Annotated in this window: 19 protein-coding genes, 5 tRNA genes and 1 pseudogene; 15 read left to right on the forward strand and 10 right to left on the reverse strand. The window is 63.9% G+C overall.

Going from position 1 to position 21,185, the window contains the following annotated elements:
• Nucleotides 1-17: 17 nt before the first annotated feature.
• Nucleotides 18-557 carry a peptide deformylase gene (gene def / locus H9K76_RS12075; protein ID WP_187595689.1) on the reverse strand — a complete coding sequence of 180 codons (540 nt, stop codon included), beginning with the start codon at nucleotides 555-557 and terminating at the stop codon, nucleotides 18-20.
• A gap of 85 nt (nucleotides 558-642) precedes the next feature.
• Between def and H9K76_RS12080 the strand changes: the two genes are divergently transcribed.
• The 6 genes from H9K76_RS12080 to H9K76_RS12105 all read left to right on the forward strand — a co-directional run bounded on the left by H9K76_RS12080 (nucleotide 643) and on the right by H9K76_RS12105 (nucleotide 1,842).
• Nucleotides 643-1,107, forward strand: coding sequence for a YbaN family protein (locus H9K76_RS12080; protein ID WP_187595690.1), 465 nt, complete (start codon nucleotides 643-645; stop codon nucleotides 1,105-1,107).
• 113 nt (nucleotides 1,108-1,220) lie between these two features.
• Nucleotides 1,221-1,296: transfer RNA gene (locus tag H9K76_RS12085), tRNA-Asn, on the forward strand.
• A 67-nt stretch (nucleotides 1,297-1,363) separates the two neighbouring features.
• Nucleotides 1,364-1,439: transfer RNA gene (locus H9K76_RS12090), tRNA-Asn, on the forward strand.
• Between the two features lie 58 nt (nucleotides 1,440-1,497).
• Nucleotides 1,498-1,573, forward strand: a tRNA-Asn gene (locus H9K76_RS12095).
• Nucleotides 1,574-1,632: 59 nt separating this feature from the next.
• Nucleotides 1,633-1,708 (forward strand) — tRNA-Asn (locus tag H9K76_RS12100).
• 58 nt (nucleotides 1,709-1,766) lie between these two features.
• Nucleotides 1,767-1,842: transfer RNA gene (locus H9K76_RS12105), tRNA-Asn, on the forward strand.
• 171 nt (nucleotides 1,843-2,013) lie between these two features.
• On the opposite strand, the gene icd is transcribed toward H9K76_RS12105, so the two are convergent.
• Complete coding sequence (gene icd, locus H9K76_RS12110) at nucleotides 2,014-3,273, reverse strand: NADP-dependent isocitrate dehydrogenase (RefSeq protein WP_187595691.1); 1,260 nt, start codon at nucleotides 3,271-3,273, stop codon at nucleotides 2,014-2,016.
• A 358-nt stretch (nucleotides 3,274-3,631) separates the two neighbouring features.
• On the opposite strand from icd, the gene H9K76_RS12115 reads away from it, so the two are divergent.
• Together H9K76_RS12115 and H9K76_RS12120 are read left to right on the forward strand one after the other, a co-directional pair.
• The gene (locus H9K76_RS12115; RefSeq protein WP_187595692.1) at nucleotides 3,632-3,850 is read left to right on the forward strand and encodes a hypothetical protein; all 219 of its coding nucleotides are present in this window, start codon (nucleotides 3,632-3,634) and stop codon (nucleotides 3,848-3,850) included.
• Between the two features lie 214 nt (nucleotides 3,851-4,064).
• Entirely contained in the window at nucleotides 4,065-4,562 is a 498-nt protein-coding gene (locus H9K76_RS12120; protein WP_425489702.1) for a DUF192 domain-containing protein, read from the forward strand.
• Between the two features lie 75 nt (nucleotides 4,563-4,637).
• Here the strand turns inward: H9K76_RS12120 and H9K76_RS12125 are convergent, their stop codons facing one another.
• The 7 genes and pseudogenes from H9K76_RS12125 to xseA all read right to left on the reverse strand — a co-directional run bounded on the left by H9K76_RS12125 (nucleotide 4,638) and on the right by xseA (nucleotide 14,300).
• A complete protein-coding gene (locus H9K76_RS12125; RefSeq protein WP_187595693.1) occupies nucleotides 4,638-6,044 on the reverse strand; it encodes a zinc ribbon domain-containing protein in 1,407 nt (468 codons plus the stop codon).
• A gap of 97 nt (nucleotides 6,045-6,141) precedes the next feature.
• Nucleotides 6,142-6,816, reverse strand: a complete 675-nt coding sequence (locus tag H9K76_RS12130; RefSeq protein ID WP_187595694.1) for a hypothetical protein — start codon at nucleotides 6,814-6,816, stop codon at nucleotides 6,142-6,144.
• Between the two features lie 65 nt (nucleotides 6,817-6,881).
• Nucleotides 6,882-7,952 (reverse strand): zinc ribbon domain-containing protein, encoded by a 1,071-nt coding sequence (locus H9K76_RS12135; protein WP_187595695.1) that lies wholly within the window; start codon nucleotides 7,950-7,952, stop codon nucleotides 6,882-6,884.
• A 367-nt stretch (nucleotides 7,953-8,319) separates the two neighbouring features.
• The gene (locus H9K76_RS12140) at nucleotides 8,320-10,548 is read right to left on the reverse strand and encodes an NADP-dependent isocitrate dehydrogenase (protein WP_187595696.1); all 2,229 of its coding nucleotides are present in this window, start codon (nucleotides 10,546-10,548) and stop codon (nucleotides 8,320-8,322) included.
• A 285-nt stretch (nucleotides 10,549-10,833) separates the two neighbouring features.
• Complete coding sequence (locus H9K76_RS12145; protein ID WP_187600612.1) at nucleotides 10,834-11,841, reverse strand: aldo/keto reductase; 1,008 nt, start codon at nucleotides 11,839-11,841, stop codon at nucleotides 10,834-10,836.
• Between the two features lie 375 nt (nucleotides 11,842-12,216).
• Nucleotides 12,217-12,798: a superoxide dismutase gene (locus H9K76_RS12150; RefSeq protein ID WP_187595697.1), complete on the reverse strand. Its 582-nt coding sequence runs from the start codon at nucleotides 12,796-12,798 to the stop codon at nucleotides 12,217-12,219.
• 186 nt (nucleotides 12,799-12,984) lie between these two features.
• Nucleotides 12,985-14,300, reverse strand: a pseudogene (xseA, locus tag H9K76_RS12155) (exodeoxyribonuclease VII large subunit).
• A gap of 375 nt (nucleotides 14,301-14,675) precedes the next feature.
• On the opposite strand from xseA, the gene H9K76_RS12160 reads away from it, so the two are divergent.
• From H9K76_RS12160 to H9K76_RS12190, 7 genes are all read left to right on the forward strand, one after another.
• Nucleotides 14,676-15,308, forward strand: a complete 633-nt coding sequence (locus H9K76_RS12160; protein WP_187595698.1) for a MotA/TolQ/ExbB proton channel family protein — start codon at nucleotides 14,676-14,678, stop codon at nucleotides 15,306-15,308.
• A gap of 26 nt (nucleotides 15,309-15,334) precedes the next feature.
• Nucleotides 15,335-15,760, forward strand: a complete 426-nt coding sequence (locus H9K76_RS12165) for an ExbD/TolR family protein (protein WP_187595699.1) — start codon at nucleotides 15,335-15,337, stop codon at nucleotides 15,758-15,760.
• A gap of 4 nt (nucleotides 15,761-15,764) precedes the next feature.
• Nucleotides 15,765-16,781: a tetraacyldisaccharide 4'-kinase gene (gene lpxK / locus H9K76_RS12170; RefSeq protein WP_187595700.1), complete on the forward strand. Its 1,017-nt coding sequence runs from the start codon at nucleotides 15,765-15,767 to the stop codon at nucleotides 16,779-16,781.
• Between the two features lie 35 nt (nucleotides 16,782-16,816).
• The gene (locus H9K76_RS12175) at nucleotides 16,817-16,999 is read left to right on the forward strand and encodes a Trm112 family protein (protein WP_187595701.1); all 183 of its coding nucleotides are present in this window, start codon (nucleotides 16,817-16,819) and stop codon (nucleotides 16,997-16,999) included.
• The gene (gene kdsB, locus H9K76_RS12180; RefSeq protein ID WP_187595702.1) at nucleotides 16,996-17,799 is read left to right on the forward strand and encodes a 3-deoxy-manno-octulosonate cytidylyltransferase; all 804 of its coding nucleotides are present in this window, start codon (nucleotides 16,996-16,998) and stop codon (nucleotides 17,797-17,799) included. The genes H9K76_RS12175 and kdsB overlap by 4 nt, the downstream gene beginning before the upstream one ends.
• A gap of 152 nt (nucleotides 17,800-17,951) precedes the next feature.
• Nucleotides 17,952-18,608: an adenylate kinase gene (adk, locus tag H9K76_RS12185; RefSeq protein WP_187595703.1), complete on the forward strand. Its 657-nt coding sequence runs from the start codon at nucleotides 17,952-17,954 to the stop codon at nucleotides 18,606-18,608.
• Nucleotides 18,609-18,835: 227 nt separating this feature from the next.
• Complete coding sequence (locus H9K76_RS12190; RefSeq protein WP_187595704.1) at nucleotides 18,836-20,083, forward strand: DMP19 family protein; 1,248 nt, start codon at nucleotides 18,836-18,838, stop codon at nucleotides 20,081-20,083.
• A 38-nt stretch (nucleotides 20,084-20,121) separates the two neighbouring features.
• Here H9K76_RS12190 and H9K76_RS12195 read toward each other — a convergent pair whose 3' ends face one another.
• Nucleotides 20,122-21,120 (reverse strand): asparaginase, encoded by a 999-nt coding sequence (locus tag H9K76_RS12195; RefSeq protein ID WP_246474986.1) that lies wholly within the window; start codon nucleotides 21,118-21,120, stop codon nucleotides 20,122-20,124.
• Between the last annotated feature and the right edge of the window lie 65 nt (nucleotides 21,121-21,185).

Genomic DNA, 21,185 nt, shown 5'->3' on the forward strand with positions numbered 1-21,185 from the left:
TTCCCCCCGGCCTGGAGTCAGTCGTCCTCGGCGGCACTGATGCCGGGGAACAGGACCTCGGTGTATCCGAACTGAGTGAAGTCGCGCACGCGCATCGGATACAGCTTGCCCCAGAGGTGGTCGCATTCGTGCTGCACGACCCGCGCATGGAATCCCTCTGCCTCGCGGTCGATCACCCTGCCCTGCGGATCGAAGCCCTGATAGCGGATGCGCACGAAACGCGGCACCTTGCCGCGCAGGCCGGGCACGGAAAGGCAGCCCTCCCAGTCATCCTCTTCTTCGTCACCCAGCGGCGTGATCACGGGGTTGATCAGCACCGTGGGCGGAACGAGGGGCCGGTCGGGGTAGCGTGGATTGAGTTCCGTCGAGCCGAAGATCACCACCTGCAGGTCCACGCCAATCTGCGGCGCGGCAATGCCGGCCCCATTGGCCTCCCACATCGTGTCGTGCAGGTCGGCGATGAGCTGGTGCAGCTCGGGCGTGTCGAAGCGTGTGACCTGCTGCGCCACGCGCAGCAGCCGGGGGTCCCCCATCTTGAGTATGGTCTTTACGGTCATGTCGAAATCCATCAATGTATGGGGTTCAGGATAGCGCAGGAGGCGGATGGCGATAAGTTGCCCCGGACTCGCGCACAATCACGCCATGCCGGAAATGCGCGATGACTCCCCCAGCGACGATACCCTCCCATCCGATGGGACGCCGCCCATGCCGCAGCACCCGCCCCGACCGCTTCTGGTGCGCTGGCTGCTCATGACATTCGCCGTGTTCTGCCTGGTGATGGGGGTGATCGGCATCGTCGTGCCCGGCCTGCCCACCACGGTCTTCATCCTGATGGCAGGCTGGGCCGCCGCGCGCAGCTCGCCACGACTGCATGCGTGGCTGTGGCATCACCGGCTCTTCGGCCCGATGCTGCAGGAATGGAGCCATGGCGGCAGGGTGAGCCGCAAGACGAAATGGAGCGCAAGCATCGTGATGTCGCTGTGTGCTTGCGTGCTGCTCGTGAGCCATGCTCCTTTCTGGGTGAAGGTGGGAGCCAATGCCTGCATGGCCTGTGTGCTGGCCTGGCTATGGTTTCGCCCGGAGCCGCCTTCCACGACGTCCCGCTGAGACGCACCGCAGCAGGCAAGATGGCAGCAAACCGGCATTTTTTTGCAAATTGGACGCCCGGACCTTCAATCGGGAAGAACCCGTCATTTTTTTGGCTATAATCTAAGGCTTGTTCCTCAATAGCTCAGTCGGTAGAGCGCCGGACTGTTAATCCGTAGGTCCCTGGTTCGAGCCCAGGTTGAGGAGCCAAGAATTTCAGGGCCTTGCAACCCCATAAGGGCACAGGGCCTGTTCGCAAGAACAACATACCGATCATTCCTCAATAGCTCAGTCGGTAGAGCGCCGGACTGTTAATCCGTAGGTCCCTGGTTCGAGCCCAGGTTGAGGAGCCAAAATTTCAGGGCCTTGCAATCGCACAGGGCCTGTTCGCAAGAACAACGTACCGATCATTCCTCAATAGCTCAGTCGGTAGAGCGCCGGACTGTTAATCCGTAGGTCCCTGGTTCGAGCCCAGGTTGAGGAGCCAAGAATTTCAGGGCCTTGCAATCGCACAGGGCCTGTTCGCAAGAACAACGTACCGATCATTCCTCAATAGCTCAGTCGGTAGAGCGCCGGACTGTTAATCCGTAGGTCCCTGGTTCGAGCCCAGGTTGAGGAGCCAAAATTTCAGGGCCTTGCAATCGCACAGGGCCTGTTCGCAAGAACAACATACCGATCATTCCTCAATAGCTCAGTCGGTAGAGCGCCGGACTGTTAATCCGTAGGTCCCTGGTTCGAGCCCAGGTTGAGGAGCCACTTGAAAAGCCACCCGAGATTCGTCTCTGGTGGCTTTTTTCATGGCCGGGCCGCCCAGAATGAAAACGCCCCTCGGGAGGAGGCGGCTACAACATACAGTGAGCCTGCGAAGAGGATATGGAGCAATGCCGGATCATGCCCCACATCGCTTCTCTGCTGAACCGAAGTGATTTACATCGCGTCGATCATCACCTGGCCAAAGCCCGAGCAGCTCACCTGCGTCGCACCATCCATCAGGCGCGCAAAATCATAGGTGACCTTCTTGCTCGCAATGGCCTTTTCCATGGCCTTGATGATGAGGTCGGCTGCCTCGTTCCAGCCCATGTGCCGCAGCATCATCTCGGCGGAAAGGATTTCCGAACCCGGGTTCACATAGTCCTTGCCGGCGTACTTGGGCGCGGTGCCATGGGTCGCCTCGAACATGGCGACCGAGTCGGACATGTTCGCGCCGGGAGCAATGCCGATGCCGCCGACCTGCGCAGCCAGCGCGTCGGAGACGTAGTCGCCGTTCAGGTTCAGGGTGGCAATCACGCTGTACTCCGCGGGGCGCAGCAGGATCTGCTGCAGGAATGCATCCGCGATGCTGTCCTTGATGGTGATGTCCTTGCCGGTATTCGGGTTCTTCACGCGCATCCATGGACCGCCGTCGATGAGCTCGCCACCGAACTCCTGCGCCGCGAGCTCGTAGCCCCAGTCGCGGAAGGCCCCTTCCGTGTACTTCATGATGTTGCCCTTGTGCACAAGCGTCACGCTGGGCTTGTCATGATCGATGGCGTACTGGATCGCCTTGCGCACCAGGCGCTGCGTGCCCTCGCGCGAAACCGGCTTCACGCCGATGCCCGAGGTTTCGGGGAAGCGGATCTTCTTGACGCCGAATTCATCCTGCAGGATCTTGATGAGCTTTTTCGCCTTGTCCGATTCGGCGGGAAACTCGATGCCCGCGTAGATGTCTTCCGAGTTCTCGCGGAAGATCACCATGTTGACCTTTTCGGGCTCCTTGACCGGTGAAGGCACGCCCTTGAAATACTGCACGGGGCGCAGGCAGACGTAGAGGTCAAGTTCCTGGCGCAGGGCCACATTGAGGGAGCGGATGCCGCCTCCGACCGGTGTGGTCAACGGGCCCTTGATCGAGACCACATAGTCGCGCACCACCTGCAGCGTCTCTTCCGGCAGCCACACGTCCGGGCCATACACCCTGGTTGACTTCTCACCCGCGTAGATCTCCATCCAGTGAATCCGGCGCTTGCCGCCATAGGCCTTGGCGACAGCCGCATCCACCACCTTGATCATGACCGGCGTGATGTCCGCGCCAGTACCATCGCCTTCGATGAAGGGAATGATGGGTAGGTCCGGCACGCTCAGCGTCATGTCGGGGTTGACGGTGATTTTCTGGCCGTCGGCGGGCACCTTGATATGCTGGAATGCGCTCATGCAAGTCTCCTGTTGACTGGACACACCAGTTACCCTCCCCTAGGGAGCCTCTGCAAAACCCCCTGCCATCATCTGAACGCGGCCTCGGGCGATCCGCGGCGTTGTCTTTTTCGTCAATAGCTACTGCTATTGCCTTCAAAAGACGCCTTGCGGCTCATCCCGATCCGCGTCCAACCGATTGGCGAGGGTTTTGCAGAGGCTCCCTAGGCAAACACTGGCGTCGATTCGAATGATTCTAGCTACAAAAGAAATGGTGGAACCCTGTCAACGCGGTGACATCTGCCGCGTTGAAAGCGTGTCTCGCGGCATACATGGTGTATGCACGGACAGATCTCCCTTCCATTAGGAATTTGCATATATGAAAAAACTCCTCGCAATCCTGGCAATGGGCATGTTCGCAGTGGGCGCTATCGCCCAACCTGCTCCGGCAACGGCTCCAGAAGCCGTGCAACCGGCTGCTGCTGCACCTGCTGCAAAGACCCCCAAGGCGAAAAACCACCATGCGAAGGCGACCAAGCACGCCGGCAAGCAACACAAGGTGGCCAAGAAGAGCCGCAAGCAAAAATCCATGGCCTGACACAGCTCGCGCCGCTTCCGTAGCGGCCGCTGAAGGCCAACAGACACAGCCCGCCTCGCGCGGGCTGTTTGCTTCTCGGTGCACCTGGACGGCGCGGCTCCGGCGCCTCGACGGCATGCGAGGGCTTTTCGCGCCCTCGCCGCCACGAAACTAAACTAGGGCCATGGCATCCAATATCGCACCGCAGAATCCGGTTCTTTTCCGCTCGATCACCATGCCCCCATGGGCCGCCCCATCCATGAAAAACATCGTTTCACGCTTCGTCCTGGCCATCGGATTGACGGCCTGCGCCCTGCACGCGCAGGCGCAGGCACCTGCTGCAGGCCAGCCGCAACTCGGCCTGCAGCGCACGACCATCACGGCAGGCATGTACCTTATCGATGCCCAACTCGCCTTATCGCCCCGGGAGCGTGAAATCGGGCTCATGCACCGCAAGGACATGCCCGCCCAGGAAGGCATGCTGTTCGTGTTCGAGCAACCGGCCACGCAGTGCTTCTGGATGCGCAACACACTGCTCCCGCTGACCGCCGCCTTCGTCGCCGATGACGGCACGATCGTGAACCTGGCCGACATGAAGCCGATGACCGAGAACTCGCACTGCTCGGAGAAGCCCGTGCGGTATGTGCTGGAGATGAATCAGGGCTGGTTTGCCAAGCGCGGCCTGAAGGCCGGAGCCCGCTTGACGGGGCAGCCCTTCCGCGCGGCCAAGTAACCTCGGCAACGTGCGAAGGACACGTCAGGCGGCAGCGAGCGAACCGGAATTCGCGCGCCGTCCGCTCCCGTAGTCCTACTGACGCGTTCCGCAGTTTTCGCAGAACAGGTCATCGGCGCCAATGCGGTGACCGCAGGCCTTGCAGGCCTTGCTCGAATCGGCCGCGGGCACGTCGCCCGATGATGCGGCTGCCGCAGCGGCCGCGACGCTGCCAAGCATCCCGGCCGCAGGGCCGGATGCCGATGGCGCCGCAGGTGATGCGGGTGCAGCGGAAGGCTGCGACTGAGCCACTTCGCGCGCTGCCGCCTGGCGCTGTGCTTCCGCCCGGGCCCGTGCTTCGCGCTCGGCCTCGGCACGGGCTGCGGCCTGGCGCTCTTCCTGCTCCTGCACGCGCAGGCGCGATTGCTCTTCCTCGCGCTGTGCGACTTCGGCCGCCTCGGCCTCCCGGGCCGCTGCTGCGGCCTCCACGCGCTCGGTGGCTGCCTGCTTGGCGCGATCGGCTGCCGCACGGGCCTTGTCTGCCGCCTCGCGCGCCTTTTCGCGCATCACGCCAAAGGCGCCTTCGATATCGCTTTCGGTTCCGGCGGTGTCCAGGCCCGAGGACGCCTGCAGGTACAGCACGTTCATCCCCATGATCGCCACCAGCGCCACCAGCGCGAACAACAGCAGGCCGAGCAGGCTCATGCCCAGCATGGCACCCGCCAGCGAGGCATTGGAGAACATGCCCATCATCGGGCTGAAGGCGCTGTGCCCACCGAAGGCCGAGTAACCTCCGCCACCGAGAATGCCGGTCGCGGCCGCCGTGAGCGCGCCCGCGGCAGGAAACACGCCCGACATGATCAGCATGCCGATGACCGCCAGGATGATGTAGAGCACCATCATCATCAGCACCACCTGCACCAGGCGGTTGCGCGCAATGGCAAAGACGCTGGCAAGGGCCTGGCGAAAGCTGAGCCCGCTCCAGACCGCCGGCGCAAACAGCGGAAACACCACCCACACGCAGGCAATGATGAAGGCCGACGCAATCAGCACCAGCAGCGGGTGTGCCACGAATGCCAGCACTGCACCGATCACCGGCACCTTGCAGATGAAGTAGATCAACGCAGCCACCAGCATGAACGCAATCGACACCAGCACCACGGCAATGCCCAGCAACAGGAACTTCGGCACCGACCCCAGGCCGAACATCGCGGCCTCGGACAGGCTGCGCTGCGGCACATTGCGCGCCTTGTCCATCAGCAGGACCCCGACGGCCGATGCGCCAGCCACCCAGACCACGAACGCCAGGACGGCCAGCACGAACGTGAGCAGCCCGCCGATGGCGCCCCCCATGCGCAGCATCGAGACCTGCATCAACCAGAAGATCACACCGCAGGCCAGCGCCGTGAGGAACCCCATGCCGAGCGCGCGCCATTGGGTCAGTCCCTCGCCTGCCCTGGTCAGGGCCCCGAAGTCTATGGATTGATAGCGGGATTCGTTCATGGCTTCTTTCTCGCGTGCAAAGTCAGTGAAGAGAGCGCGCCGCCCTCCGGCGCGCAGCAGTCAGTCGGCCGATGGCCTGCCCGGGGAACCCGGGCGCTCAGGGACGCTTCTTGAGATCCCCGGCCTTGATGGTGTAGCGCTCGATACCCTTGAGTACCTCGGAGCTCACCTCCTTGCGCACCGTCAGCGCATTGCCGTCCTTGGTCAGGGATTCACCCTCGCTCGTATTGACCTTGCGGCCACGGACGTCGGCGGAAGACTGCTCCACCAGGATGGTCGCGCCGCCGCGGTTGTCCGCGACACGGGTGGCCAGCGCCTTCACGGCATTCATGGCATTGGTGTAGCCGCGCTTTTTCTTGCCGGCCGTCGGCATTTCGATGATGACGGCATCCAGCATCTTCATGTCGGCCACGCGGGGCGTCAGGCTGTCGGTGACCGGGACGGTCGTGGTCAGCACCGAGCTGTTGCGCGGGCGCTGGGCCTTGGGCAGCGAGTTGCCTGCATCCACGGCAGCCGCAATGCTCACCTCGGCGTCGCGCACCTCCTCGTCGAGCTGCAGTTGCAGCGCATTGAAGCGCGCCACCGATTCGGCCTCGGTCTGGGCCTGCCTGGCCGCCTGATCCGCCTTGGCCTTCTGTGCGGCCTGGACCTGCACGCACGCGGGATCGGCATTGTTGGGATCATCGCAATTAGGTGGTGCAGAGGGCGCGGTACCGCAGCCGGCAAGAGCGGCAGTGGCGAGGGCAATGCTGGCAAGTGTGAAACGCGTCATGGTTATCCTGTGATGAATGAGGAAGGTTCGACCGAGAGGTTGGAAATGGTATGCCCTGGCTTCCATCAATCCAGAAGGCTGTCCAGGCTGCTCTTGTCGCTCTTGCGGCGTTCGGGGCGCACGGGTACGGAGGGCGGCGGCACGACGGTGGCCGGTGCATCCTGGAGCACATGGATGGGCTCGACCTTCGCGGGCGCAGGCTCGCTCGGCGGAGGCGGCAATCCTGCCGGTACGGCCGCATCCACGGCGACGGCATCCGACGGTACCGGCTCGGTGGACGCCGTGGCTGCCGCCGCGTCCGATGCCTCAACAGCCTCGCCCGGATCGCTGCCCTCCATCTGCGCGGGAACCACGCTTTCACCCTCCGCCACGTCATCGACCGCGGGCCGTGCGGCGGTCGCGCCCGCGGCCTCCACGCCATCCCCGCCCGGGGCTATCAATCGCTGGTATCCAAACCATCCGCCGCCACCAATCAGCAACAGTGCTGCGACGGTCACAAGCATCCACTTGAGCCCCGAACCGCTGTCGTTGGCCTGGCGTTCCAGTTCTGCGAAGTCGTCCATGCGATCAAAGCTGACAGGGGCCACCTGGGGCACTTGAGGCATCTGGGGCATCTGGGCCGACTCGGGTGCCGTCCGGGGAGAAAAGTCAGGTGCGGGTGGGCGAACGGGCGCCACCTCCTGCGGCACGACCAGGTCCGGCAGCTCGAAATCGGGAGCGTCACCGCGTTTGACGGGGTGGATGGGCAGCACGCCCGATGGCGCGGGGTCCATGTCGAACGACACCGCCTCGGGGACGACCGGCTCTTCAACGGCCTGATGGCTTTGATGATTCTGACCCAAGCCCGCCACAGAAACACCCGCCTCCTGCTGCGACCCGAAGCGCATATCGGCCACGACATCGGTCAGGGAGCCGCATCCGGTGCAGAAGCGTGCACCCGGCCGCAGGGGCTTGCCGCACTCGCTGCAGGGGAACGAGGCGTTTTCAACGGCCTCGCCAAAGGCGGATGTGGGTGCGGATGTGGGCGCAATAGGTGCCGGCTGCGAAACCAGCGTGCCGCATTTATTGCAAAAACGAGCTCCCGGCGAGAGCGAATGACTACAGGCAGGACAATTCATGAGTTTGGTATTTGCCACTTCTATTCAGTTCTATCCTGCCATAGAAATATTAAAAATATTTCAACAATGATCGACCTGCAACATTTGCATGCAAATCTATCGGGGCAAGAGAGGCAAGAAGGATAGCGCGCATTGGCGGCGTTTCGTTTTTCGCGCATTGTGTACTGAGCCTTGACCCACGCCAAGCCAGACGGAGCTATCCGAAAGCATCGGCCATTCACCCAAACTAATACCCAGGTCAATATCCTCCAACGGTTCGAATCGGCCAGCGTATTGATTGCCCAAAACAAAAGAGCCCGCAGCACACACTGCGGGCTCCCGAGGAGAGCAATGACTCAGCACCGGCCCCGTGCAGGGCCATATGGAGTCAGCCCGGGCGACCGTTTCAGGCAGCGACCTTGTCGATCACGGCATTGAACGTGGCGCTCGGGCGCATCACGGCATCCATCTTGGCCAGGTCAGGCTGGTAGTAGCCGCCGATGTCGGCAGCCTTGCCCTGCACGGCCTTCAGCTCGCCAACGATCTTCTGTTCGTTGTCGGCCAGTTCCTTGGCGATGGGCGCGAACTTGGCGGCCAGATCCTTGTCTTCCGTCTGGGCTGCCAGTGCCTGGGCCCAGTACATCGACAGGTAGAACTGGCTGCCGCGGTTGTCGAGCTCGCCGGTGCGGCGCGAAGGCGACTTGTTCTCGTCCAGCAGCTTGCCCGTGGCCTGGTCCAGCGTCTTGGCCAGCAGCTTGGCCTTGGCGTTGTGGGTCTTGATGCCCTCTTCTTCCAGGGACACCGCCAGCGCCAGGAACTCGCCCAGCGAATCCCAGCGCAGGTGGTTTTCTTCCACCAGCTGCTCGACGTGCTTGGGAGCCGAGCCGCCCGCACCGGTCTCGTACAGGCCGCCGCCTTCCATCAGGGGCACGATGGACAGCATCTTGGCCGAGGTACCCAGTTCGAGGATCGGGAACAGGTCGGTCAGGTAATCGCGCAGGATATTGCCGGTCACCGAGATGGTGTCCAGGCCGCGGGCCACGCGCTCGAGCGTGTAGCGCATCGCACGCACCTGCGACAGGATGTGGATTTCGAGGCCGGTGGTGTCGTGGTCCTTCAGGTAGGTCTGTACCTTCTTGATCAGTTCGGCTTCGTGCGGACGGTATGGGTCGAGCCAGAACACGGCCGGCATGCCCGAGTTGCGGGCACGCGTAACGGCCAGCTTCACCCAGTCGCGGATCGGAGCATCCTTGACCTGGCACATGCGCCAGATGTCGCCCTGCTCCACGTTCTGGCTCATCAGCACTTCGCCCGTGGCGAGGTCGACGATGTTGGCCACGCCGTCTTCCTCGATCTCGAAGGTCTTGTCGTGCGAGCCGTACTCTTCGGCCTTCTGAGCCATCAGGCCCACGTTCGGCACGGTGCCCATGGTCTTCGGGTCGAAGTTGCCATGCCACTTGCAGAAGTTGATCATCTCCTGATAGATGCGGGCGAAGGTGGACTCGGGCATCACGGCCTTGCAGTCGTAAGGCTTGCCGTCGGCACCCCACATCTTGCCGCCCTGGCGGATCATGGCGGGCATCGATGCATCGACGATCACGTCGTTGGGCGAATGGAAGTTGGTGATGCCCTTGGCGGAATCCACCATGGCCAGCGCCGGACGATGTTCCTGGCAGGCGTGCAGGTCACGGATGATCTCTTCGCGCACGGAAGCTGGCAGCGTCTCGATCTTCTCGTACAGGTTGGCCATGCCGTTGTTCACGTTCACGCCCAGTTCCTCGAACAGCTTGGCGTGCTTCTCGAACGCGTCCTTGTAGTAGATCTTCACGCAGTGGCCGAACACGATGGGGTGCGAAACCTTCATCATCGTGGCCTTCACGTGCAGCGAGAACAGGATGCCGGACTGGCGGCAGTCTTCCAGTTCCTTTTCATAGAACTCGACCAGAGCCTTCTTGCTCATGAACATCGAGTCGATCACCTCGCCGGCCTGCAGGGCGACCTTGGACTTGAGCACCACGGTCTTGCCGCTCTTGGTGACCAGTTCCATCTTCACGTCGCGCGCCTTGTCGAGAGTCATCGACTTTTCGCCGTGGTAGAAGTCGCCATGGTCCATGTGCGAGACGTGCGTCTGCGACCACTGCTTCCACTCGCCCATGGAGTGCGGATGCTTCTTGGCGTAGTTCTTGACCGCGGCGGGCGCGCGGCGGTCCGAATTGCCTTCACGCAGGACAGGGTTCACGGCCGAACCGATGCAGCGCGAGTAACGGGCCTTGATGTCCTTCTCGGCATCGGTCTGCGGATTTTCAGGAAAGTCGGGGATGTTGTAGCCCTTGCCCTGCAGTTCCTTGATGGCTTCCTGCAACTGGCCCACCGATGCGGAGATGTTGGGCAGCTTGATGATGTTGGCTTCGGGCGTGAGCGTGAGCTTGCCCAGGTCGGCCAGGTTGTTGGGAACGCGTTGCGCTTCGGTCAGGTTCTCGGGGAACTCGCCGAGGATACGGGCGGCCACCGAGATGTCGCTGTCGGCAACTTCAATGCCGGCGTTGGAAGCGAAACCGCGAACGATGGGCAGGAACGACGCTGTGGCGAGTCGTGGTGCTTCGTCGGTCAGGGTGTAGATGATTTTCGAAGTCATTGTCTCTTTCAAGTGGCGAAACAGGAATCAGGATGCAGCCGGGCTTTTGTGAAGATCGCTGCGATGCAATCGATCCGCAGGGAGCGCCCGCACACATTCGCCGGTAAGCGAAATTCATTGTGCAATGCAATATCACCATACGGGATGACACTTCCGGATTGTCGCTGTTTTTCAAGTCTTATACAAGACTCAAGCCCCTGAACCGACTCGCCCGACGCACGCGAAAGCGGCGCCTCCCCCATGCGGCACCGCTTTCGCGTGACGAAAATCCCGCTGCGGAATGGATCAGATATTGACCAGCGCCAGTGACGCTGGTGTGTAACGCGCGCCCTGCACCCGTGCGGGATCCTGCGCCGAGCCGATCTCCTGCAGGTCCGCCGCCGTGAGCTCGATGCCCGCGGCAGCCATGTTCTCGCGCAGGTGGCGCTCGCGGCTCGCGCCCGGGATCGGCACGATCTGCTCGCCCTGCGCCAGCACCCACGCCAGGGCCAGTTGCGCCGCGGTGCAACCGCGTTCCATGGCCATGCGCTCAAGCGTGGCGATCAGGCCAAGGTTGCTCTGCCATGCCTCGCCCTGAAAGCGCGGCAGGCCGCGGCGGAAGTCGTCATCGCCCAGTTGGTCGGGCGTGGGCAGCTTGCCGGTGAGTGCGCCGCGGCCCAGCGGGCTGTAGGGAACCAGCCCCACGCCCAGCTCGCGGCAGGTCGGCAGCGTGGTCTCTTCCACGTCACGGCTCCACAGCGAATACTCGGACTGCACGGCGGAGATCGGATGCACCGCATGGGCTCGCCTCAAAGTGGCGGCGGACGGCTCGGACAGTCCCAGAAAGCGCACCTTGCCTTCCCGCACCAGGTCGGCCATGACCCCGACCACATCCTCGATCGGCACCCGGGGATCCACGCGGTGCTGATACAGCAGGTCGATGGTCTCGATGCCCAGCCTTTCGAGCGAGGCATGCACCACCTCGCGGATGTGGCCCGGCCGGCTGTCCAGCCCGGCCATGCGCGCAGCTCCCTGGCGGTCCGGGGTCTCGGGGGCGATGTCGAAGCCGAACTTCGTCGCCACGATCACCTGGTCGCGCCGGCCCTTGAGCGCCTTGCCCAGCAGCAGCTCGTTTGTATAAGGGCCATAGACCTCGGCGGTATCCCAGAAGTTACAACCCAGTTCCAGGGCCTGGTGCAGCGTGTTCAGGGCCTCGGACTCCTGCGGCTGCGCATAGGCGAAGCTCATTCCCATGCAGCCCAGGCCGATGGCCGAAACGGCCAATCCCTGGGATCCCAGTGCTCGCGTCTTCATCATGCGATGTCCTTTCGATGAATGGTTTGCTCGAAGGAGCCAGTGTGCGCCTGCCACGCCAGGCGGCGCGCATCGTACTGGCGCCCATCCTCGCGGCCTTCCACGAGCGCTGCCCCCCGTGTCGTGCTCGACATCGTCACCGATGACCGCCTCGTCGATATCGTGCCGGCTGACCTATGTCTACGAGGACATGGTGGGCGCGACTCTTGCCAGCGGTGCCCTGGAGTGCGTGCTGGGCGACTGGTGCCCGCGGCTCTCAAGGTGTTGATCGTACTGCTGCGCCCAGGAAACGACGCCTGACCAACGCTCAGCGACACCCGGAAACAACAAAGCCTCCTTTCGGAGGCTCTGGTTCACGCCTGTCGGAGCGCAGGCTTAGGCGAAGTTCGCCTCGGCGAACTTCCAGTTCACCAGCTTGTCGAAGAAGGTCTCGACAAACTTCGGACGGGCGTTGCGGTAGTCGATGTAGTAGGCATGCTCCCACACGTCAACGGTCAGCAGGGCCTTGTCGCCGGTGGTCAGGGGGGTGCCTGCGGCGCCCATGTTGACGATGTCGACGGAACCGTCGGCCTTCTTCACCAGGAACGTCCAGCCGGAGCCGAAGTTGCCCACGGCGGAAGCGACGAAGGCCTTCTTGAAGTCGGCATAGCTGCCCCACTTCTTGTTGATGGCTTCAGCCAGGGCGCCCGTGGGTTCTGCACCGCCGTTCGGGGTCATGCAGTTCCAGAAGAAGGTGTGGTTCCAGATCTGCGCAGCCTGGTTGTACATGCCGCCGGATGCCTTCTTGATCACGTCTTCGAGTTCCATGTTCTCGAACTCGGTGCCCTTCTGCAGCTCGTTGAGCTTGTCCACGTAGGCCTTGTGGTGCTTGCCGTAGTGGTATTCCAGGGTTTCCTGGCTATACGCCGGGGCCAGAGCGTCCATGGCATAGGGCAATGGTGGCAGGGTGCGTTCCATAGTGTTTTCCTCGTGGTTGAAATGAATAGACGCTGCAGGCCGGCCGTCCGAGTCCCTGCAGCGCAGTGAATACTTGACCATTGTAGGAGGGGAAGACACCCCTTCAGTGGAATATGGAAATGTACGGGACATCGACTTACAGGACGAGCCCGTCCTACCGGGTCCACCCATTCCACCCATTGCCTGCTACAGCAGGCGCGGCGGCGTGACCACGAGATCCAGTTGCCCGTCCGAGACGGCCGCGCGCAGCGCATCGCCGGGCCGGACCTGGTTCACACTCGCGATGGTGCGCCCGGCATCATCCGAGAGCAGCGCGTATCCGCGTGCCAGCACATGCTGGGGATTGAGCAACTCAAGACGCGTTGCAGCGCGCTCAAGACGCTGCTGAAGGCGATCGACCGAGCGTTCCACGGCCCGCGGCAGCGCGGCAGCACATTGCGTCACCCGCTTGTCGCCCACATGGATCTGCCGCGCCACCGACTGCGACAGGCGCTGTGCACGCTGCATCAGTTCAAGGCGTTGCCGGGCCACCAGGCTCGACGGGCGTCCGATCTGCCGGGCCGCGATGTCAAGGCGCTGCGCGTGCCGGTCCAACTGGCCCTGCACCGCTTCGCCCAACCTGTCCTGCATGAGCCCGAGCGCTCCCAGCCACAGGTCCCGCGGCTGCGAGACCAGTTCCGCTGCGGCCGTCGGAGTGGGCGCGCGCAGGTCGGCACAGAAATCGGCGATCGTGAAGTCCGTCTCGTGCCCCACTCCACTGATCAGCGGCACCGGGCTTTGCACGATGGTGCGGGCCAGCTGCTCGTCATTGAATGCCCACAGGTCCTCGATCGAGCCGCCGCCACGCACCAGAAGGATCACGTCCGGCACCGGCATGTCGCCAGCCCGTGCACCACCCTCCTGCGCCATGCCGTAGAGCGCACCCAGCGCGCGAATGAGCGAGGCTGGCGCCTGCGCGCCCTGCACGAGCGCGGGAACCAGCACCACCGGAATATGGGGAACCCGGCGCCTGAGAGCCGTCATCACGTCATGCCAGGCGGCGGCCCCGGGCGAGCAGACCACGCCGATCGACCTCGGGAAGAGCGGCAGCTCGCGCTTGCGGGCACTGTCGAAGAGCCCCTCGGATTCCAACTGCGCCTTCAACCGCAGGAACTGCTCGAACAATGCGCCCTGTCCGGCACGCTGCATGCTGTCGACCACCAGTTGCAGGTCGCCGCGGGCTTCATAGACGCCCAGCTTGCCGCGCACCTCCACCAGTTCGCCGTCGCGAGGGGAAAAATCCATCATCGAGGCCGCACGCTTGAACATGGCACAGCGGATCTGTCCCTGGCCGTCCTTGATCGAGAAATAACAATGACCGCTGGCGGCCCGCGAGAAACCCGTCAGCTCCCCCGGACGGCCACAGGATTGAAACGTGCCTGCAGGGCATCCGATATGGCGCGACACAGCGCGCCGACTTCCCATACGCGCGGCTCCAGCCCTGTATTTTGACGCTCGAACATAGACCAGCCCTGGTTTTACGGGGAGATTGCAAAAGCTCAGTAGTCCACAGAAGCATGTCGACACGGCACTCGACCGTCCCACGCACCTCCAACTTACAAAGCCCAGCAATCTCCGTACAAGTTATTGATTTAAAAGGAAAATTTGATGACGATTTTTTCATCAATGTAAAGAAATCGCCATTCCGCGCCGCTTTGCGCGCCGTCCCATCGCACTTTTCCACAAAGTTATCCACAGAAACTGTGGGCGAATGCCTGAGTAGTACAAAGGGATAAACGCCCGTGCTCAAGCGTGTAGAAAAGACAACGCAGTTTGGCGAGTCGCCATTGTCAACTGAGACATAATCGCCCACTGCTTTCTATTCGCGGGAGAGAGATTTGCTGTCGATCATACAAGCCGCAGGCTGGCCCATCTGGCCATTGATTGCCTGTTCCGTTCTGGCCCTGGCGCTCATCGTGGAGCGCTTCATTGCCCTGAAAACCGCACGCGTCGTGCCGCCCAAGCTCCTGGACGAAGCCATCACGGTGTCGGCCAAGGGCGTGCCCGCGCCCGATGTGGTGTCGCAACTGGCCCAGAACTCGGCACTCGGAGAGGTGCTCGCGTCCGGCCTGCGCACGCTCAACAGCGAACCGGATGCCACCGAAGAAGATGTTCGCGCCGCTATGGAGAGCACCGGCCGCGCCACGGCGCACCGCCTGGAAAAGTACCTGAACGCACTGGCCACCATCGCCTCGGCCGCGCCGCTGCTGGGCCTGTTCGGCACCGTGGTCGGCATGATCGAGATCTTCGGTTCGCAGGGCGGCGGCAACACCATGTCCGGCGGCAACCCCGCCCAGCTTGCGCACGGCATCTCGATCGCCCTGTACAACACCGCATTCGGCCTGATGATCGCCATCCCGACGCTGATCTTCTGGCGCTTCTTCCGCAGCCGCGTCGACGATTTCCTGCTGTCGATGGAGCTGGCCTCCGAGCAGTTCGCCCGCCACCTCAAGCGCCACGCCGCGCGCTGAGCCCACGTTTAGCAGGCACATAGATCATGAATTTTCGTCCACGCGCCAAGGAAGCGCCGGAGATCAACCTGATCCCGTTCATCGACGTGCTGCTGGTGATCCTGATCTTCCTGATGCTGTCGACCACCTACAGCAAGTTCACCGAGATGCAGCTCACGCTGCCCACGGCGGACGTCGAGCAGATGCGCGACCGGCCCAAGGAGATCGTGGTCTCCGTGGGTGCGGACGGCCGCTACGCCGTCAACCGCAGCTCCCTGGAAGGCAAGAGCGTCGATACCGTCGCCGTGGCCCTGCGCGATGCAGCCGTCGCGGGCAAGGACAGCGTGATCATCATCAGCGCCGATGCATCGTCGCCGCACCAGGCCGTCGTCACCGTCATGGAGGCCGCGCGGCGCGTCGGCCTGTCGCAGATCACCTTCGCCACACAGACGTCGGCCTCTGCCGGCAAGTAAGCCCATGGCCGGCAAGGATGCCTCGACCGCGCTGCGCACCGCCTGGCAGCGCCGCGGCGCCGTCGGCCGGCTTCTGTGGCCCCTCTCCCTGCTGCATCGCGGCCTTGTTGCCGCAAGGCGCAGTCTCTATCGCACCGGCATCCTGCCCAGCATGCGCATGCCGGTGCCCGTGATCACCGTGGGCAATGTGATTGCCGGTGGTGCAGGCAAGACGCCCGTGACCATCGCCATCGCCAGGCACCTGAAGGCCCAGGGCTGGAAGCCGGGCATCGTCTCGCGCGGCTATGGTCGCCAGACCCAGGATTGCCGCGCGGTCACCGATGCGAGCACGGCCCGGGAGGTCGGCGACGAGCCCCTGCTGATCGCGCGCGCCACGCAACTGCCCGTGGTCGTCGCACGCCAACGCGCGCAAGCCGCACTGGCGCTGCTGGCCGAACACCCCGAGGTGGATGTGATCCTCTGCGATGACGGCCTGCAGCATCTGGCGCTGCAGCGCGATGTGGAGATCTGCGTGTTCAACGACGAGGGCGTCGGCAACGGCTGGCTGCTGCCCGCCGGCCCGCTGCGCGAACCCTGGCCACGCAACGTGGACCTGGTGCTCTACGCCGGCCGGGCGCCGGGCGGCAGCGCGCCCCAGTTCGAATTGCGGCGTGCGCTCGCCGACGAGGCCATCGACGCGGGTGGCCGCGGCGTGCCGCTGTCCGCGCTGCTCGCACGGCCTGTCGCGGCACTGGCCGGCATCGCCCGCCCCGAGGAATTCTTTGCCATGCTGCGCGCGCGCGGGCTGGTTCTCGCCGACACGCACGCTCTGCCTGATCACAGCGATTTCTCGGACTGGCAGCGCACCGGCGACAGCACCCTGCCGCTGCTATGCACCGAAAAGGATGCCACCAAACTGTGGCCCATCGAACCGCGTGCGCTGGCAGTGCCCCTGCTGGTGGAGTTGCCGCAGGCGTTTTTCGAGGCATTGGACCGGATACTCAGGCGGTATCATCAGCCACTCGTCAACACACATGAATGATCGGTGCGCCCGTGGCGCGCCGCCACAGGACCGCCATGGACCCCAAACTGCTTGAACTGCTGGTATGCCCCGTCACCAAAGGTCCCCTGACCTATGACCGCGACCGCCAGGAGCTGATCTCGCGCAGCGCGCGGCTGGCCTATCCGGTGCGTGACGGCATTCCGGTCATGCTCGAGAACGAAGCCCGCGAACTGACCGACGACGAACTCGAAGCATGAACACGGCCCGCACCACACAGGCACCGTTCACGGTGCTGATCCCCGCGCGCATGGCCTCTTCGCGCCTGCCCGACAAGCCGCTCGCCGACATCGGCGGTATGCCCATGGTGGTGCGGGTGGCGCAGCGCACGATGCAAAGCGGCGCAAGCCGGTCCGTCGTGGCGGCGGATGACCAGCGCATCGTCGATGCCTGCGCACTCCATGGCGTGCACGCCATCCTTACGCGGGCCGATCACCCGAGCGGCAGCGACCGGCTGGCCGAGGCCTGCGAGCAACTCGGCCTCGACGGCAGCGACATCGTGGTCAACGTACAGGGCGACGAGCCGCTGATCGATCCACGGCTGATCGATTCCGTGGCCACGATCCTCGGCGAGCGCACCGATGCCAGCATGGGCACGGCCGCGCACGCGATCGACTCCTACGAAGACTATGTGAATGCCAATGTGGTGAAGGTCGTGCTCGATGCCAAGGGCCTTGCGCACTACTTCAGCCGCTCGCCCATTCCCTTTGCCCGTGATGCCGCGCCCGGCACCGCCTGGTGGAAAGACACGGACCGTCTTCCGGCGGCAGCCCGGGGCATGCAGCCGCTGCGCCACATCGGCATCTACAGCTACCGCGCCGGCTTTCTGCGCCAGTTCCCCCAGCTGCCTGCGGCACCGACCGAGGCCATGGAGGCGCTTGAGCAGCTGCGTGCGCTTTGGCACGGCCACCGCATCGCCGTCCATGTGACCGAACATGCGCCCGGCCCCGGTGTGGACACCCCGGCCGACCTGGAGCGCGTTCGCTCTCTTTTTCGCTGAACCGCCCATTGGAACTACAGGACATTCCTGATGCCATGCGTCAGCTTGGTGCGGGTTACGCGTGCTATCCTTAAACAATTGAGAGCACAAGACCGGGAGCAGGCACGCCTGCGGCTGTCGTGCCAGCAGATTTCAACATACAGAGGATATCCATGAGACTCATTTTGCTCGGTGCCCCCGGTGCCGGAAAGGGCACGCAAGCCGCGTTCATCTGCCAGAAATACGGTATTCCGCAAATCTCCACCGGTGACATGCTCCGCGCGGCCGTCAAGGCTGGCACGCCGCTGGGCGTGCAGGCCAAGGCCGTGATGGACGCAGGCCAGCTGGTGAGCGACGACCTCATCATCAACCTGGTCAAGGAACGCATTGCCCAGCCCGACTGCGCCAAGGGTTTCCTCTTCGACGGCTTCCCCCGCACCATCCCCCAGGCCGACGCCATGAAGGCGGCCGGCGTGAAGCTTGACTACGTGCTCGAGATCGACGTGCCGTTCGAGGCCATCATCGAACGCATGAGCGGCCGCCGCTCGCACCCGGCTTCGGGCCGCACCTACCACGTCAAGTTCAACCCTCCCAAGGTGGCAGGCAAGGACGACGTGACGGGCGAGGACCTCGTTCAGCGTGACGACGACAAGGAAGAGACCGTGAAAAAACGCCTGGATGTCTATGACGCCCAGACGCGCCCCCTCGTGGACTACTATTCCAACTGGGCCAAGGCCGACGCAGTTGCAGCCCCCAAGTACCGCGCCATCAGCGGCACGGGCACCGTGGAAGAGATCACGGCGCGGGCCCTGGCTGCGCTCGCGAGCTGAAACGTCCGGCCTTGCTTGACGACAGCAAAAACGCCGCATCTGCGGCGTTTTTTTATTGCTGGCCGATGGCGTGGGCTACCTGTACCGGCCCGCGTTGGCCTCCGAGGGCATCGCCCGCAGCGGCCTGTTCTTCGTGCAAGTGACGTGAGCCCAGGCAGCCTCCCCCTCCAGCAGGCACAAACAGCCGCAATACAGAACAGAAGAAAAAAGCATCAAAAGGACACTGAATGAGCCAACGACTGCCCTCCACCGACTGGCCCGCGCTGCTGCGCTGTGCCCCGCACTTCAGCCGCGCCATCGTTGATGCGCTGTGCGGATCCGAGCCCGACGACTTTGCACCGCTGGTGCGCGCGGTGTACTACTTCGACCTGTTCGATGCGCAGGTCTCCAACGGCGGCGTCGACCAGTATTTCAGCAACGTGGCCGCGCACCTTGCCGATGCGAGCATGGTGCCCGGCATCATCGCGGCCAACCCCGTCTACGCGCCCGTGCTGCCGCTGATCGAGGAAGCGCACGCGATCTGGACCACGGTGGCAGATGCGTACCGCGAAGACGATGAAGACGATGAGCGTGAGGAAGATGACGACGAGGACGACGACCTGCTGACCCCGCACGCGGAGCGCATGGAGACGATCGCCACCGCGTTCTACGCCCTGCACCACGCCATCCGCCAGCGGCTGGAGGAAGACATCGTGCGCGATCCGCACCGCTACTTTGCCGTGGCACCCGTGCCCGGCCTGCACGGCAGCGGCGTGGAGCATGTGGCGCTCGCGGACGGCGCATACCGCCTGCGCTTCGTGGACGGGTTTCCGATCGGCCCCAACGTTTTCGAGAACGGGGACGGCGGCTGCGACGTGGTCTGGTTCTCGCCCGACCGCACCCTGCTGCAATGCGAAGTGGCCGGCTGGGCTGCGCAGCGCGAGCGCCACTGGATCCACTACCCCAGCCAGGCCAGCAGCAGTTGGACAAGCGGCGAAGACTTCATGAGCGGCGCCCTGCAGGCCGTGCGCAACGACCGGGAGGCGCTAGGCCTGGGACACCATGGCTTGCACGAGACCTTCAACGCCCAGGGCCTGCGCACCAGCGCTCAGCTGTATTGGCATGGCGAAGAGCTGTGCAGCGAGCACATCTACCCGGACGGCACACCCCAATTGCGCATCGCGCCGCATGCGGGCGGCAAGCGCTGGCTGCGCTATTGGCCCGGCGGCGCGCTCAACACCGAGAGCATTGAAGACCGCGACGGCCGCGACCGCTATCTGCGCTGCCTGGACGAACAAGGCGCCGACCTGGCTCCCCAAGGCACCGGCCGCCTCGTCGAAATGCTGAGCCTGGACGATGGCATGCGCCAATGGCGCGAGGGCGAGCTGGTGGGCGGCTTCCTGCACGGCACCGTGCTGCGCTGGGCCAGCCACCCCGATGGCAGCGGCGCGCGCGAGACGGAGCGGACTTTCTACAAGAACGGGCGTGCCGCATAGCGCCGTCCAAAAAGTACGCTCTGCCAGCGCAACCGCCGTCAACCCGGGCCGGCCGCATCCTCTTCCTGAGCGGCCAGATCGTCATCGATCAGGTCCAGCAACAGGCTGATCCGCGCCTTCACGGGGCTCAGACCGTTGGCGCTGGCCCAGCGGGCGCCCGGATCGCTCAGCATCTGCCCCTGTGCGCAGCGTGACGCAATGCGCACCACCACGCCCTCTTCCTCCGCGGCTTCGAGGGCCTTCTCGAGCTCCACGTTCACGGTGCCATTGCCGGTAGCGGCCACGATCACGCCATCGACGCCCTGCTCGACCAGCGCCTTCACCAGGGCGCCAGTCACGCCTGCATGGCTCATCACGATCTCGACACTGGGCCACAGGTCGGCCTCGGGGAGGGTGCGTACCAGCTCGCCGGGAGCCGCGTCATGCGGGCGCTCGGGAGGCAGGTTGCGCGCCCAGCGCACGCGGCGCTCCTCGATGAAACCCAGCGGTCCGAGATCGCCCGATGAAAACGCATGGAGCCGCAGCGGATGGATCTTGCTGACCTCGCGCGCGCCATGGATCTCGCCTGCGGCAACGCACAACACGCCGCTGGCCGTGGGCTCCATCGCGACGACGGCGGCATCCAGCAGGTTCTGCGGGCCATCGGGCGCCATGGCCGTGGCGGGCCGCATCGCACTGCACAGCACCAGCGGCTTCACAGGCCTCAGCACCTGCTGAAGAAACCACGCGGTCTCCTCCAGCGTATCGGTGCCATGGGTGACCACGACGCCCTGCACGTCCGGATCGGCCAGGTGCTGCGCGCAGTGCCGCGCAAGCCGGAGCCACACGTCGTGCGTCATGTCCTTGCTGTCCAGCTGGGCGACCTGCTCGGCCACCAGTCCGCCGGTGGCAACGTCCCGCAGTGCTGGAACCGCATCGATCAGGTCAGCCACACCGATCTGCGCGGCGGTGTAGCCCGTATTGGCTCCTGCGACCGAAGAAGTGCCCGCTATCGTCCCGCCCGTTCCCAGCAGTACGATTTTTTTTGCAACAACCACTTGCGTCTCCTTAAAAACTGTTCAAAAATACAGGCACTGGTTTTTTACACAGTACATTTTCCCAA

The sequence above is a fragment of the Diaphorobacter ruginosibacter genome (genome assembly GCF_014395975.1).
Lineage (GTDB): Bacteria > Pseudomonadota > Gammaproteobacteria > Burkholderiales > Burkholderiaceae_C > Diaphorobacter_A > Diaphorobacter_A ruginosibacter.